This is a genomic window from Pseudomonas sp. HMSC065H01 (assembly GCF_001815235.1).
Taxonomy (GTDB): domain Bacteria; phylum Pseudomonadota; class Gammaproteobacteria; order Pseudomonadales; family Pseudomonadaceae; genus Pseudomonas; species Pseudomonas aeruginosa.
In genome coordinates this window covers 252,520-266,020 of the sequence record NZ_KV819932.1, presented here as the reverse complement: position 1 = coordinate 266,020, position 13,501 = coordinate 252,520, and the positions used below count along the sequence as shown (strand labels likewise).

Sequence of the window (13,501 nt, the reverse complement as noted above, 5' to 3'; positions counted from 1 at the left end):
CGGGCGATGAACTCAGGAAAGACGGTGGCAACGGGGCCGGCCCAGGTCTCCGCGCCGACCCCACCGGAAGAGCCGAAAGCGGGCTCCGAATCTAGGAATCCGGTGATGGTTTTTGACAGCAAACCTTATCAGGAGAACGACCATGCAACTTGCTTCCCGCTTCTCGTACCGCTCCCCGGTGCTGCGCTCGGAATCCCCCTTGTCGGATGAGCAGATTCGCGCCGTGGCTCCGTCCATCTTCGCTGATGCCCCCCACGAAAGTCGCTCCGAACGCTACAGCTATATCCCAACCGCAAGCGTGTTGCAGGAGCTGCGCGGGGAGGGATTCGAGCCCTTCATGGTGTGCCAGACCCGTGTGCGCCGTGATGACCGGCGCGACTTCACCAAGCACATGATCCGCCTGCGCCACGCCAGCCAGATTGATGCCCGGGGCGAAGCCAACGAAATCATCCTGCTCAACTCGCACGACGGCACCAGCAGCTACCAGATGCTGGCCGGCATGTTCCGCTTCGTCTGCCAGAACGGTCTGGTTTGCGGCGACACCGTGGCGGACGTGCGCGTGCCGCACAAGGGCGACGTGGCCGCCCAGGTGATCGAGGGGGCTTACGAGGTGTTGCACGGCTTCCAGCAGGCGCAAGAGTCTCGCGATGCCATGCGTGCCGTCACGCTGGGCGGCGGCGAGGCCGAAGTCTTCGCCCGTGCTGCGCTGGCGCTCAAGTACGACGACCCCGACAAGCCCGCACCGATCACCGAAAGGCAGGTGCTGGCCCCGCGCCGTCTCGATGACAACCGCGCCGACCTGTGGAGCGTGTTCAACCGCACCCAGGAAAACCTCATTCGTGGCGGCCTGCTTGGTCGCGGCGGCAATGGGCGCCGCCAGCGTACCCGTCCTGTGCAAGGCATCGACCAGGACCTGCGACTGAACCGCGCCCTGTGGCTGCTGGCCGATGGCCTGCGCCAGTTGAAAGCCTGACCCCCACCCGGAGGGGCTTTCCGCTGTCCGGCCCCTCCATTCCCACCGCTGTCGTTATCCCATGAATGGAGCTATCACCATGAACGCCATTAACCAAACCGAAGCCATCACCCTGTCCACACTGGAAGTGGCCGACCCGACCAAGAACCTGATCCTGCTGTCGCTCGCGCAGCTCCTGCCGCGCCGCTCCAAGCGCAACGCGCGCACCACGCCGCGCCTGTCCATCGACGAGCTGGCCGCGAGCATTTCCCGCATCGGCCTGCTGCAAAACCTTGTCGTCATCCTCGCCGCCGATGGCAAGCATTACGAGGTGGTGGCCGGCGACCGCCGCCTGACGGCCTTGAAGCTGCTGGCGAAGAAGAAGCGCATCGCCGCCGACTTCGAGGTGCCGTGCCTGCTGGTGCCCGACGCCTCGGCCCGCACCGTCAGCCTCGCGGAGAACCTGCTGCGCGAGCAGATGCACCCGGCCGACCAGTTCGAGGCCTTCGCCGCGCTGGTCAAGGAGGGCCGCCCCGTCGAGGATATCGCCGCCGACTTCGGCGTCACTCCGCTGGTGGTGCAGCGCCGCCTGAAACTGGCGAACGTCTCGCCACGCCTGATGGCGGACTACCGGGCTGGCAGCGTCACCCTGGAGCAACTTATGGCACTGACCATCACCGATGACTACGCCGCCCAGGAGGCCGCGTTCTACGACGCGCCGGAGTGGCAACGTGGCGCGGCGGCGCTCCGTGCTCGCCTGACGGAGCGAGAAATCGATGTGCGTCAGCCGCTGGTGGGCTTCGTCGGGCTGGAGGCCTATACGGAGGCGGGCGGCGGCATCCGCCGCGACCTGTTTGCCGACGACGACAATGGCACCTACCTCACCGATGCCGCACTGCTGGAAACGCTGGTACGCGGCAAGCTGGAGGTACTGGCCGAGGATGTGCGTGCTGAGGGCTGGGCCTGGGTGGAAGCTGTGCCGCAGTTCAGCTACGCGGATCGGCAGGCCTTCCAGAGCGCGTCGCGCATCCGCCGCGAACCGACCGCCCGTGAGGCGCGGCGTATCGCCTCGCTGCAAGCCCGGCTGGAAAAGGTCGATGCCGAGCTGGAGGACGCCTACGACACCGGGGACGAAGACAAGGTGCCGGTGTTGGAGCAGCGGCGCGAACAGGTGGCTGCCGAGCTGAGCGCCGTAGCTGAGTCCTTGCACGGCTACGCCCCGGAAGTGCTCAGTGTGGCCGGCGCCGTGGTCACCATCGACCGCAGTGGCGAGGCGGTGATCCATCGCGGGTTGTTGCGCGAGGCCGAGGCCAACGCGCTGCGTACCCTGGAGCGTCTGCGCCAGGGCATCGGCGACAGTGAAGGCTCAAGCGACGAGGTGGGCGAGGGCGTCGAGCAACCCAGGGCAGCAAGTCTGTCCGACCGGCTGGCCCAGCGCTTGAGCGCCCATCGCACGGCGGCGCTGCAGATCGAAGTGGCCCGGCACCCGCAGGCCGCGTTGGCGGCGCTGGTGCATGGCATGGTGCGCACCGCCCTGCAGGTCGAGCACTATGGCGACAGCATGCCGCTCGGTGTGCGCCTGACCGTACGGGATCGACTCGATAGTTTGGCCCCGGACTGGCCGGAGTCGCCCGCTGCCGTGGCGCTGCATGAGCTGCGTCAGGCCTGGGGCGAGAAACTGCCGCAGGACGGCGTCGAGCTGTTCGCCGTGTTACTGGCGATGCCCCAGGACGAGCTGGTGCGGCTGCTCGCGGTATGCGTGGCGGTGACCGTCGACGTGGTCACTCCCCGCGTTGCCCAGCATCAACCCGGAGCCGAGCTGGCGCAGGCCGTGGGGTTGGACATGGGAGCATGGTGGAAGCCGACCGCCGAGGGCTACTTCAAGCACGTCGCCAAGGCCGTGATTCTGGAGGCGGTGGGCGAGTTCGCGCCGAAGCATGTCAATCGACTGGCCAAGCTCAAGAAAGCCGACATTGCCAGCGAGGCCGAGCGGCTGGTCGAAGGCACTGGCTGGATGCCGGCGGTATTCACGGCAGAGCAGGGTGTGGGGCTACAGGTCGCCCAGGAAGTGGCGGAGGAGCCGGAACCGACAGAGGCTGACGACGAGGCACACGGCCACACGTTGGCCGCCTGATGTGCTCGGCGCCCCGGCAAGGAAGCCGGGGCGCTAATGCGCAAACGGAGTCTCTCCGATGAACGACAAGACCACCCGAGGTCGACCGGTGCCTTGTCCGGCGGGGTGAAGTAGGACCGCCGGCGGCCCCGACGCGCTGCGCCGGGGCCGCCTCAAACCGGGCGCTGCAGTTCTGCCGTGCCCGGTTCCACCCAAGCGCCAGCAACAGCGCCGAAACCAGCAGTCGCTTGTCGATCTGTGGCGCTAGTCCAGATCCAGATGCTGAGCGATGTGCTCGACCAGCTTCAGGGGCTCGCGACTGTTTACGACAGTGAACATGAGGTCGCGTTTGCTGCGGGCGAGGCGCTGGGAGCAACGCTTGGCGGTGGCTTGCACCGCTGCATCCGTGCCATGAATCTTGGCTGCGAGCAGTAGCGCTATCGTCGCGTCAGTGAGGTTCACAGGCGTCTCACGGAACAGGGGAGGGCTGCTGCATTCTACGGCAGCTAAGCTTTTGTCGCGAAAGGATTCGGTCAGGGGCTGTCTCCCGGACCGCCAAGGGAGTGTGAGGTCTAGGAGTACCGGTTGGCGGGTTGCCTGAAGAATGATCCGGCTGTTCCGTACTATCGGTTCAGCCGGGTGCTGCAGGAGTAGACCGACATAGATTTACCTGGTCGGGGGCTCCCGACCAGGTAGGTCAACGGTGTAGGTTAGGCGACCTGCTTCTGAGCGCGCTTGCTTGCATCACGCTCCACAAGATCGAGCACCTTCATAATATCCCGGCGCGGGCGGCACTCTTGGTAGCCAGAGAGGATCAGCGCACGTGCGCCATTCACGCCCTTCAGCAAGTCGTCCAGCGTCGCATACTTGGCCCTGTCGGATCCGTAGTACAGCCTGTCGATCTGATCACTGGCCTTGTCGGAGTGCTCATAGTTCGCCCAGTCATCCAGCGTAGATATCGTGCTGCTGAGTTTATCTAGCACGCGACTTGAGAGATTGGACCAAGAAACGCCGCGGAGAATAAATCCCAGATCCCGGTGTTGCTGAAGTGACATGGCAGTTGCTGGGCGCCACTCAGACGCCTCTCCTGGACGGCCGCCATAAGGTAGTGCACCCGCACGCATTCCGTACGAAGGCTGGGGACGGGAGCGGTAGGGTTTCCCGCTAGCAATTCGCAGCGGGCTGTGGAAATCAGACAAGTAACTACCGGAGTGGGTGTCCCAGTCGATTTGAGGAAGTGGAGGCAAGCCCTCAACGATCGCGGTGATCCGCTGCAGCAGCTCAGGAGAGTCAGAGATCAAGTAAGGGATCGATGCTCCAGGAGCGTATAGCCCACCCCAGGCAGGTGCAGTCATTCCAAGCCCGTGCTTGGTGAGCCAGTCACCGCGTTTAGTGCCTTTCTCGCTTGAGCGAGGGTGATAGGGCTCATCCAGGGTCAACCAGCTTCCTGATGGGGAGATCCAGTTAGACCGGTGATCCGAATCAGGTAGATCCTGCAGGAATTCGATTCGGCGTTTATCGGCGATTTTCCGGATTGGCTTAAGACCGGTTGCTGTGCAGAACTGCAAATCACGCACTGCGTCAGTGAGCCGTTTCTGCGCGTGCCCGTAAGAGTGGCTATCTGTCATGGCCTGAAGATGATCCGGACTTTCTAGTTGGAAACCTCCCAGCATCCAGTAGCCTCTGGCCTTCAATGTAGGAAGGGTCGTGAGGGCTTCCTTGGGAAGGTGGACAAGGGCAGTGCAACGCCCGGCAGATGACCTATTGTCTAGGTCCTTCCAGTAAACAGTCAGGTATAGCGGTACCAGCTGCGAAGGCAAAGCTCGGTTAGCAAGTTGGCGTTTTGCATGAGCGTGGTTTTCGAAGCCGGCTATGCGTGCGGCAATCTCAAGCGCTTCTTTGTACGCGATGCCGCGTTCATTGCGGAGTTTCTTGGCGAGGCGGGAAATGCCCGAGAGGGTGCTTGGCGGGGTATAGGACTGATTCATTACGACAATCTCCGTCCTTATGACAGCGTCACCCGTCTCCACTCATAAGGACCGAAGGAAGTCGAATCGGTCAGTGTCTGCAATCGAGACAGTGCCGTTTCCAGCTTGTATTGACGGGTGTCATGCGCCTGTCGAGCACAGAACTAAGCTATCAAAGTCCTAATCGCGAGTGCAAGCATGGGCGGCACTCGAACTGCGAGAAACACAGTGCCTGGACTACCTCCAGCTTGCTGCGACAGGTTGTGTATGCGCATACCGTCCTCGACGCTGACGGTTGCTAGTTCCAGGTCACGAAGGACGGGCCACGGACATGCCGCACGGCCACGCCATGGCGCTTCCAGTCCACGCCCCAAACCTGTTGCCGTAGGCTGCGGCAAGGGCGTTCTCTCCCGTCGTCGGGGTGTTGGCCTTGCCCGCGTCAGGCTGCATGTCGGTGAAGCCGTCACGCGGGGAGGCCGAGTCGGCCCCGTCTCCTTGCGGGGAAGTTCGGCCCTGTGCGTCCTTGGCTTGTCGTGAATCCTGGCGGTGGCGCGGCTGCGCCTCGGGCCTCATGGCCACAACCGTCCGGCGCAAACAATTTCCCCTCCGCTACGCGGATTCCTCGCCCGCAAATTCTGTGCGCCTCCCGGTCCTCCACGCTGTTGCGGCCGCTGCGCGGTGCAGCCAGCCCGTCCTCCGCCTGCCGGATCACAACAAGGACGCGATGGGCGCGACCTTGGTTACCCCGCAAGGAGAAATCATCATGGCCAACATCGGCACCTTCACCGCTCAGAACGACGGTTTCACCGGCACAGTTCGCACCCTGACGCTCAACGTCAAGGTCAAGTTCGTCCCCAACGACAGGAGCAGCGAGAACGCCCCGGACTACCGCATCCAGGCGGCCGGCGGCTACGACATCGGCGCGGCCTGGAAGAAAGTCAGCCAGGCCGAGCGGCCCTACCTGTCCGTGACCCTCGACGATCCGTCGTTTCCGGCGACGATCTACGCCCGGCTGATCGAGGAGGAGGACGGTACGCACAACCTGATCTGGTCGCGCAGCAAGCAGGCGGCCTGATAGCCACCTCGGCGCCCCGTCCGTTGCGGCGGGGCGACTGCTACCAGGACATCTTGTTCATGTAGCGCTTGAAACTCTCGATGGAGAGCTCCAAGAAACGGCGGCTGTTCCGCGCAAAGCCTGCGTCCAGCAAAGCTGTGATAGTCGCTTCCGATTGAAGCTCCAGAATCAGTGCATTGGCTGACGAGTCATGCCATCCAACACGCCCTACGGGCATACGGGCGAATAGTCCGTGAGGCGTATCGGCAAAGGCTTGTTCCAAACTCGCTTCGCTGTTTTCCTCCAGATAGGCAAGAGCAGCGAGCAGTTCAAATCGTTCAAACACCAGTTCAAACTCAGCCGATACACCGGCAAAGCTGGATCGCCAGTTCGTCATAACTTCGAGCAGATGATCGCTCAGGGGAGTCTTACGGCGGTCAAGTCCTTCCAACTCTTTCCAGAGCTCATTCTTCGCTCCCTTCCACTCATCCAAGAACAGCGTGGAAACCACTCGTTTCGGGTCACGATATTCCCGAGGCCACGGAGCAACCAGCAGTTCGTGAAGCGTCTGCCACCGCTGTGAGCGTGTCAGGCCGACTCCGTAGGCAGTGAATATCAAGACGGCCGGGTAGGATCGCAGACCGAGCCAAACCATCAAGCCGTTTCCGACTTTCTCGGCCTGCAGATACAACCCCCGGACGATGTCGAGGACTGTGGTTAGTTCAGAACCATCCCCCCATCTGCCGAGCACGCCAGCCATACGCGTCAAGGGTTCTACCAGCGCTTCGTATCGCCGTACCCGTGATCGGAATTCTTCCTGATTCCACTGGCCATGGGGTGCGAATTGGCTCCCATCGAGCTGCGCCATCAACCGCTCCGCCTCCTGGGAAAGCAACTCGTCCAGTTGAATACGATGTTCCGGCTTCGCTAGGTAGCGCTTTGTACTGTTGACCAATAATTCGACGCTCAGCGGATTCTGGCGTTGGCTCTGCTCAAGCGTATCGACTCGCTGTTGAAGTGTTTGGAAAAACTCGTCCGCGCCTGAGATCGGTATCGTCTTGGTACTTCGATGGATGGCCAGCTCGCTGGCTCCCGAGCCCAACGTACCCCGAGCTGCCCAATACACGGGATAGCGCCTGTTCGGTGCACGGAGGAAGGCGGCTCGTAGTGCATGATCCCATTCACCTGACCAGCCGCAGATGATCAGACCATGCTCATCAAAGATGCGATCCAGCAGCTTGTCGTAGCTTTCCGGGTAAGCGCTCAGTTCCTGATCGGTGTTCAGGATGCGGGCATCTTTGTAGTCACCATGCAGTTTGAGCAGATAGCATCGGCTGTGCGTCAGCGGCTCTGCGCCAGATAGAACATCGGCGGAGGACACAACCGTGGGCTCAATCCCTTGCTCCCGAAGAGCATTTTCCATGAGCCGGTCAAAGTTGGTTGTGACGATTACGCGGACGTGACCAGAGCGAACCAACTGCGCTATCGCATGATGTGCCTTGGTGGGGACTTTTCGGCCCTCTTCGCGATCCCGCTCGTCTGGCTCGATATATCGGTGCAGTATCGCCCTTCGCTCATCGGGGGAGCCCGCGATCTCTTCCAGCAGGACAGAATAGTTCGGTTCTTGGCCAGTCTTCTCACGGTACCAGCTTGCCCAATCGGACTGCTCCTCGACGCCTTGGGCGGTTGCCACGCGACGTACCAAGTCCAACGTGATTTCCCAGCCTGTCGGAATTTCTGCAGAGCGTGACAGGCCTGACCCTAGAAGAACCGCGAAAACTCCCTTGTTCTCATAGACGGAAAATGCAAGTTGGGTGGTGGGGTCATTTTGGAGAAGTGTCATTGGTCGTCAGTCCGTTGCCAGCAGTTCAAGCTCATCCCTAACCGTCGATAGTAGCTGTTCCAGCTTCTTTCGATCACTTCCAGAATATGCCAGTGCAAGAAGCGTCATCGGATGGATTTCCATCACCTCGCATAGCTCGGCCAGCTTGTTCAGCGTCGGGCTTTTCAGCTCGCGTTCCAGCGAGCTCATGTAGGTGCGGCTGGACACGTTGGAGAAGGCTTCCTGGCTCAAGCCACGTGCCTTCCTGACTGTCCGTAATGCCGTTGCCAACGAGGGTTTCGTTGTCATCCACTGGCTCCCACAAAAGCCAAGATGACATCCGATTGAGCTCTATAGGACTACAATCTATAGTGTTCAATATGGCGTGCCTGGCGCCGCTTTCGTGCTTTTACGAAAACCCGTAGAGGCGGATTTCATTCGAACCGCAGAGGCGTCTCCGTGCCTTCCCTGATTTGCGCAATGTCGTCTTCACGCCTTGATGCCTTTGTGGGTTCGCGGGAGTGCGTATCCGTGCCTCTGAACGAATGCACGAATCCGCATCGGCGGATTGGCGAATTCGTACGAAAGCACCTCTGTGCATCCACGCCTTCAAGCAGGGCGAGAGTACATTCCGGCGTGCGGCCATGACCCTGTCGCTCATCACCGAGACGGAGCTCACACAGATGCTGGCGAACGGTCGCGCTCGGGCGGCGGGCCAGGTTATCGACCTGTTGCCGGTGGTGCGTCTGTTCACCCCCGACGCGCATGCGACCTGGCTTCTGGCTTCACTCGATCCGGCCGACGAGGATACGGCCTATGGCCTGTGCGACGTGGGGATCGGCATGCCCGCGTTGGGCACCGTGAAACTGTCCGAGCTGGCGTCCATCGTCGGGCCGCTCAAGCGTCCGGTCATGCGCGACCTGTACTTCCGGGCGACGCGTACGCTGTCGGAGTACACGCGGCTGGCGCAGCTCAACGGCTCGATCATCGATTGACCGATCCGGCCTATCCCGCCCAGGTCGTCCAGGGGGCGCACTGTGATCGACCCGATCCGAGTCCAGACCGCCCCAGTCTTAATCGGCACTATTGCACCCAGGCGCTACAAGCCTGACCCAATCGGTCATGATGGCCATCGCTCAAGGCTGCAGGCTGTACCTGGCGCCGCACCATTGATGGGCGGCGGCTTTGTCGCATTCGGACGATCCACGCAATGCTTCGGAGTCAATCGGTCTTGATGCTGTCGTTTGACGTATTTCCACATGCTGCTGTGCCGAGGAGGCGCTGACCTCGCGTCGTGAACCCGTGGCGACGGACCCTGTGCAAAGGGAGGTTGCCCCATGGCCGATCACGACGCCCAGCAGTGGTATCCCACCGCGGCCTACCTCTACGTCCTGCACCTGGACGACCTGGCCCTGGCCTGGGAGTACCTGCGCCGGAACCCGGAGTACCACCGCGATTGGCAGGATCGCCCGCTCCAGCCCGAGGCTGCGCAGCGTTGGGGGCTGCGCCAGCTGGAGGACCCGCGCCTGGATGCGCGTGATGCGCAGCCGGCCTGGTTTCCCGAGCACCCGCAGCTGATCCAGCTGTATCCCGATGCCGACCCCATGCCCGATGCCATGGCCTTCGACCTCTGGCGCATCCCGGGGAGCAAGTGCCTGGTCCACGACGGCCGGCGACTGCTGCTGATGGTGCGTTGGCCGGGCTGCTCCCTGCGCGTGGCTCTGGCACCAGGTCTGGAAGCAGGCATGGCCTACGTCCATGCCGTACGAGCCTGTGCCAGGCCCTGCGCACGTTACTGCGCCCTCGCGGCTGAGCTGGACAAGCTGGCTGTCGCGGTTGATGCCGCGCCGGTTGCGGTGGCCCGCTGCCGGCCGACCCCGGCCGCCTTGCTGGAGCTGCATACCCTCCAGGCGCTCGACGCCACCCTGGCGGGGGCGTCCTTGCGCGAGGTGGCCGTGGGGCTGTTCGGCGCGGACGTGGTGACTGGTGGCTGGCACGCCGATGGCGGCCTGCGCTCGAAGGTGCGTCGTCTGGTGCGGCGTGGGCGGACGCTGATGCATGGCGGCTATCGCCGCCTGGCACAGCTCGACGGGCACGGGGAGGGTCGTTCGACGCCACCCGCAAAACGACCCTGAGCAGACCTCCCAGCCTTGCTGAGACTGCCTCCATCCGGCTGCGCTGGTGTGGCCGGGCTGTCCTGAACGATGGAGGCTCACCCCATGCGACCCACTCCCGTGCGGCCTGCTGCCGCCCACGCCAAGCCCCTGCAACCCGCTGCCGCTGTCCAGCCGCAGCGCTACCTGACCAACGACGAGGCGGCGGCCTATCTGCGCCTGTCGCCACGCACGCTGGAGAAGCAGCGGGTGATCGGCGGCGGCCCGCGCTTTCGCAAGTTCGGCCGGCGCGTCATGTACGCTGTCGCCGACCTCGATGCCTGGGCCGACCAGCACAGCTTCGAGGCCACTTCCGATCCCGAATACGCCGAGCAGCACTCGGCCGACAGCCGTGCGCACTGATCGGTGGTTCGCCGGTGGCCACCGCCATGACCGGCCCCACACCGGAGCGGGAACAGCTCGACCTGTTCCGCGCTCTGCCGGGCGACATGGCGCCGCGCGACAGCCAGGACCTGATGGCCTACCCGTTCTTCTCGCTGGCCAAATCGCGGCGCACCATGCCGATCGACTTCCAGTCCGGCGGCGTCACGGTGCGCGTGGAGGGCACGCGAGAACATGGCATTGCCACGATCTGGGATGCCGACGTGCTGATCTGGGCGGCCAGCCAGATCGTTGCGGCGCGCGACGCGGGCCTACACCCGTCGCGCCTGATGCGCGCCACGCCCTACGAGATCCTGCGCTTTATCGGGCGGGGGGTGTCGCTGCGCGACTACCAGCGCCTCAAGGCCGCCCTGGATCGCCTGCAGTCGACCACGGTGGCCACCTCCATCCGCGAGACCACTGGGCGGCGCCTGCATCGCTTCTCCTGGATCAACGAGTGGAAGGAGCTGGCCGACGCCCGCGGCACGCCGCTGGGCATCGAGCTGATCCTGCCAGACTGGTTCTACGCCGGAGTGCTGGACGCCGCCCTGGTGCTGACCATCGACCCGGCGTACTTCCGGCTCACCGGCGGCATCGAGCGCTGGCTGTACCGATTGGTGCGCAAGCATGGCGGCAAGCAGCCGGACGGCTGGCAGTTCGACTTCCGCCACCTGCACCGCAAGTCGGGCAGCACAGCCAGGTTCTGCGACTTCGCCTGCGACCTGCGCGCCCTGGTGGCGCGGCAGTCGCTGCCCGGCTACGTGCTCGGTATCGAGCGCATACCGGAGGCCAGCACGGAGTTGCTGACGTTCCGGTCCGTGTCGCCCACGGCACGGGGATAAGCGCGGTAAAACCTGTGAATGGGCTCGTGCTATCAGGCGTACGGAGTATCGTGCTATCGGGCGTATCACTGTCGTGCTATCAGGCGTGCAAAATCCTCTGCAGGCCAGAGCCTGCGCGGGATCCAGCCTCCCTTAACTTCTCTAACTTAAAAGCTCTAACTTTTTGTAGAGGCGCGCCGTTTCGGTGGACAACCGCAAAACGGCACGGCCAGGCCGGCTTTCCAGCAGGGAGGGCCGCGCCATGATCATCGCCTTGCTCAACCAGAAGGGCGGTGTCGGCAAGACCACGCTCGCCACCCATATCGCCGGCGAACTGGCGCTGCGCGGTCAGCATGTCGTCCTGCTGGATGCCGACCCACAGGGTTCATCGTTGGACTGGACGCAGCGGCGCGCCCAGCAGGGTTTGCCACGGCTGTTCAGCGCCGTGGGCCTCGCTCGCGAAACCCTGCACCAGGAAGCGCCCGAACTGGCGCGTCGCGCCGATCACATCATCATCGACGGTCCGCCGCGCATCGCCGCCTTGGCGCGCTCCGCGTTGCTGGCGGCCGAGCGCGTGCTGATCCCGGTGCAGCCTAGCCCCTACGACCTGTGGGCCAGTGCCGAGATGGTCGCGCTGATCCGCGAGGCGCAGGTATTCCGCCCGCAACTGGCGGCGGCCTTCGTCATCAACCGGCGCGTCAGCACCACCATCATTGGCCGCGAGGCACGTCAGGCCCTAGCCGATCAGCCGCTGCCGGCGCTGCGCGCCGAGGTGCGCCAGCGCATCGTATTCGCCGACAGCGTGGCTGCCGGGCGACTTGCTCGTGAGACGGCACCGGACAGCACAGCCGCGCGCGAGATTGCTGCGCTGGTTGACGAACTGCTGCGGTGGACGCCATGACCACCGAGCGCGTCAAGCGCACAGCCATCGGCGCGCGTCCGCCGGCGAACCCGCACGCCGAGGCGTGGGTGCGCCAGGGCGACGCCGGCGACCTGCGGAAAGGCGACCTCTACACCGCGCGCCTGACCCTCGACATCACGCCCGCCATGCGCGCCCGCATCAAGGTCTCGGCGTTTACCCAGGGGGTAACGGTCGCCGACCTGCTGCGTGCGCTGCTGGAGCGCGAGTTCCCGGAGAAGTCCCCATGAACGCACAGCTTTCGGAGGCCACGCCGCCGCCATCGCTCGCAGTGCTCGCCGGCCAGGCTGACGCCGCGCAGTTGACCCGCGTGTCGCTCGCCTATGTGGAGCAGCGCATCAAGTTCTACCTGCGTTTCGGCGAGCCGGCGCGCGTTACCCGCCTGGATCACTGGCGACGTGTTGCGGTGTTCCTGCCGGGCGCCGTCTTCTGCCGCATTCGCTGGCAGGCCAACGACTACGGCACGATCCGCTGGCAACTCATGGTGATGCAGGCCTGCACGCCACTGGACGCCGTGCAGCGCATCCCCGGCGTGCTGCCTGGTGCGCGACTGCTGCTGCATACGGAAGGTGATAACGCAGTGCGCGCCGTGCTCGAGCGCATCGACGCCATCGAGGCGCTGGGCATTGCCCCCGTCGCCGCATCGCCGGCGTACTGGCGCACGCTGGGCAACCGGCTCGCGGCACGCTCGCCGCTGCCCGGCTACACCGCCGAGCGACACGCCGCCTGGCTCGCCGGGAGAGCATTTTCGTGACCATCGTTTCCACGACAAGCCTCGCATCGCGTCCTCGCTCGCGCCTGTGCGCTCGTATCGTCCTTGCGGGGCTGTCCGCCGTCGGCCTTGCCGCGCTGGCCTGGGCGTCCTTCGTGCAGCCGCTGCCGCGCCTGATCTACAACCCGTCCGACAGCGTTCCGGTCGGTTGGTATCGCGTCGAACCGCTTCAGCCCCGGGCCGGCTCGCTGCCACGTCCGTTGTCCGTGGACAGCATCGTCCTGGTCCGGTTGCCTGCCGACGCTACCGCACTCGCTGCGCAGCGCGGCTACCTGCCGGCGCACATCCCTCTGCTCAAGCGCGTGGGCGCGGTTGCGCCGCAACACGTCTGCATCGTCGCCGGCCAGGTACGCATCGACGGCGTGCCGGTGGCCACCGCGTTGCCTGCCGATCGCCTGGGCCGGTCGCTGCCATCCTGGCGGCATTGCCGACCGCTGATCGAGGGCGAGCTGTTCCTGCTGAGCGTGACCAACCCGGTGTCGTTCGATAGCCGCTACTTCGGGCCGGTCAGCACATCCGCCGTGATCGGCGTCGCGCGCCCGATCTG

At 64.2% G+C, this 13,501-nt stretch carries 15 protein-coding genes; 11 read left to right on the top strand and 4 right to left on the bottom strand.

The genetic code is table 11. The annotated features are described in order from the left end of the window. Positions 1–142: 142 nt before the first annotated feature. Entirely contained in the window at positions 143–973 is an 831-nt protein-coding gene (locus HMPREF3014_RS28590) for a DUF932 domain-containing protein (RefSeq protein WP_023087046.1), read from the top strand. A 79-nt stretch (positions 974–1,052) separates the two neighbouring features. Next, on the top strand, positions 1,053–3,086 hold the full coding sequence (locus tag HMPREF3014_RS28585) for a ParB/RepB/Spo0J family partition protein (protein ID WP_023087047.1): 2,034 nt from the start codon (positions 1,053–1,055) through the stop codon (positions 3,084–3,086). 243 nt (positions 3,087–3,329) lie between these two features. Here HMPREF3014_RS28585 and HMPREF3014_RS28580 read toward each other — a convergent pair whose 3' ends face one another. After that, positions 3,330–3,527, bottom strand: coding sequence for a DUF7740 domain-containing protein (locus HMPREF3014_RS28580; RefSeq protein WP_023087048.1), 198 nt, complete (start codon positions 3,525–3,527; stop codon positions 3,330–3,332). 248 nt (positions 3,528–3,775) lie between these two features. Further along, entirely contained in the window at positions 3,776–5,053 is a 1,278-nt protein-coding gene (locus HMPREF3014_RS34520; protein ID WP_023087049.1) for a DUF5623 domain-containing protein, read from the bottom strand. A 742-nt stretch (positions 5,054–5,795) separates the two neighbouring features. On the opposite strand from HMPREF3014_RS34520, the gene HMPREF3014_RS28570 reads away from it, so the two are divergent. After that, complete coding sequence (locus HMPREF3014_RS28570) at positions 5,796–6,107, top strand: DUF736 domain-containing protein (protein ID WP_023087050.1); 312 nt, start codon at positions 5,796–5,798, stop codon at positions 6,105–6,107. Between the two features lie 40 nt (positions 6,108–6,147). On the opposite strand, the gene HMPREF3014_RS28565 is transcribed toward HMPREF3014_RS28570, so the two are convergent. Both HMPREF3014_RS28565 and HMPREF3014_RS28560 read right to left on the bottom strand, forming a co-directional pair. Next, entirely contained in the window at positions 6,148–7,929 is a 1,782-nt protein-coding gene (locus tag HMPREF3014_RS28565) for an SIR2 family protein (protein WP_023087051.1), read from the bottom strand. A 6-nt stretch (positions 7,930–7,935) separates the two neighbouring features. Then, positions 7,936–8,217, bottom strand: a complete 282-nt coding sequence (locus tag HMPREF3014_RS28560) for a helix-turn-helix domain-containing protein (protein WP_023087052.1) — start codon at positions 8,215–8,217, stop codon at positions 7,936–7,938. Between the two features lie 335 nt (positions 8,218–8,552). Here HMPREF3014_RS28560 and HMPREF3014_RS28555 point away from each other — a divergent pair, with 335 nt between their 5' ends. The 8 genes from HMPREF3014_RS28555 to HMPREF3014_RS28520 form a co-directional block, all read left to right on the top strand. Continuing rightward, positions 8,553–8,903 carry a DUF2958 domain-containing protein gene (locus HMPREF3014_RS28555; protein WP_023087053.1) on the top strand — a complete coding sequence of 117 codons (351 nt, stop codon included), beginning with the start codon at positions 8,553–8,555 and terminating at the stop codon, positions 8,901–8,903. A 342-nt stretch (positions 8,904–9,245) separates the two neighbouring features. Beyond that, positions 9,246–10,043: a DUF2285 domain-containing protein gene (locus HMPREF3014_RS28550; RefSeq protein ID WP_023087054.1), complete on the top strand. Its 798-nt coding sequence runs from the start codon at positions 9,246–9,248 to the stop codon at positions 10,041–10,043. An 84-nt stretch (positions 10,044–10,127) separates the two neighbouring features. Further along, positions 10,128–10,424 carry a helix-turn-helix transcriptional regulator gene (locus HMPREF3014_RS28545; protein ID WP_023087055.1) on the top strand — a complete coding sequence of 99 codons (297 nt, stop codon included), beginning with the start codon at positions 10,128–10,130 and terminating at the stop codon, positions 10,422–10,424. Positions 10,425–10,450: 26 nt separating this feature from the next. Next, positions 10,451–11,284, top strand: coding sequence for a replication initiator protein A (locus HMPREF3014_RS28540; protein ID WP_023087056.1), 834 nt, complete (start codon positions 10,451–10,453; stop codon positions 11,282–11,284). Positions 11,285–11,525: 241 nt separating this feature from the next. Continuing rightward, complete coding sequence (gene parA, locus HMPREF3014_RS28535; RefSeq protein ID WP_023087057.1) at positions 11,526–12,164, top strand: ParA family partition ATPase; 639 nt, start codon at positions 11,526–11,528, stop codon at positions 12,162–12,164. Next, entirely contained in the window at positions 12,161–12,412 is a 252-nt protein-coding gene (locus HMPREF3014_RS28530; protein ID WP_023087058.1) for a hypothetical protein, read from the top strand. The genes parA and HMPREF3014_RS28530 overlap by 4 nt, the downstream gene beginning before the upstream one ends. Continuing rightward, positions 12,409–12,936, top strand: a complete 528-nt coding sequence (locus tag HMPREF3014_RS28525) for a DUF2840 domain-containing protein (protein ID WP_023087059.1) — start codon at positions 12,409–12,411, stop codon at positions 12,934–12,936. Before HMPREF3014_RS28530 ends, HMPREF3014_RS28525 begins: the two co-directional genes overlap by 4 nt. Continuing rightward, on the top strand, positions 12,933–13,501 hold a 569-nt coding region (locus HMPREF3014_RS28520; RefSeq protein WP_070753859.1), incomplete at its 3' end, for a S26 family signal peptidase. The genes HMPREF3014_RS28525 and HMPREF3014_RS28520, both read left to right, overlap by 4 nt.

Bases quoted from the DNA above. Each gene is read 5' to 3' on its own strand.
- HMPREF3014_RS28590 (WP_023087046.1), top strand. From the start codon at position 143: ATGCAACTTGCTTCCCGCTTCTCGTACCGCTCCCCGGTGCTGCGCTCG.
- HMPREF3014_RS28585 (WP_023087047.1), top strand. From the start codon at position 1,053: ATGAACGCCATTAACCAAACCGAAGCCATCACCCTGTCCACACTGGAA.
- HMPREF3014_RS34520 (WP_023087049.1), bottom strand. From the start codon at position 5,053: ATGAATCAGTCCTATACCCCGCCAAGCACCCTCTCGGGCATTTCCCGC.
- HMPREF3014_RS28570 (WP_023087050.1), top strand. From the start codon at position 5,796: ATGGCCAACATCGGCACCTTCACCGCTCAGAACGACGGTTTCACCGGC.
- HMPREF3014_RS28565 (WP_023087051.1), bottom strand. From the start codon at position 7,929: ATGACACTTCTCCAAAATGACCCCACCACCCAACTTGCATTTTCCGTC.
- HMPREF3014_RS28560 (WP_023087052.1), bottom strand. From the start codon at position 8,217: ATGACAACGAAACCCTCGTTGGCAACGGCATTACGGACAGTCAGGAAG.
- HMPREF3014_RS28555 (WP_023087053.1), top strand. From the start codon at position 8,553: ATGACCCTGTCGCTCATCACCGAGACGGAGCTCACACAGATGCTGGCG.
- HMPREF3014_RS28550 (WP_023087054.1), top strand. From the start codon at position 9,246: ATGGCCGATCACGACGCCCAGCAGTGGTATCCCACCGCGGCCTACCTC.
- HMPREF3014_RS28545 (WP_023087055.1), top strand. From the start codon at position 10,128: ATGCGACCCACTCCCGTGCGGCCTGCTGCCGCCCACGCCAAGCCCCTG.
- HMPREF3014_RS28540 (WP_023087056.1), top strand. From the start codon at position 10,451: ATGACCGGCCCCACACCGGAGCGGGAACAGCTCGACCTGTTCCGCGCT.
- parA (WP_023087057.1), top strand. From the start codon at position 11,526: ATGATCATCGCCTTGCTCAACCAGAAGGGCGGTGTCGGCAAGACCACG.
- HMPREF3014_RS28530 (WP_023087058.1), top strand. From the start codon at position 12,161: ATGACCACCGAGCGCGTCAAGCGCACAGCCATCGGCGCGCGTCCGCCG.
- HMPREF3014_RS28525 (WP_023087059.1), top strand. From the start codon at position 12,409: ATGAACGCACAGCTTTCGGAGGCCACGCCGCCGCCATCGCTCGCAGTG.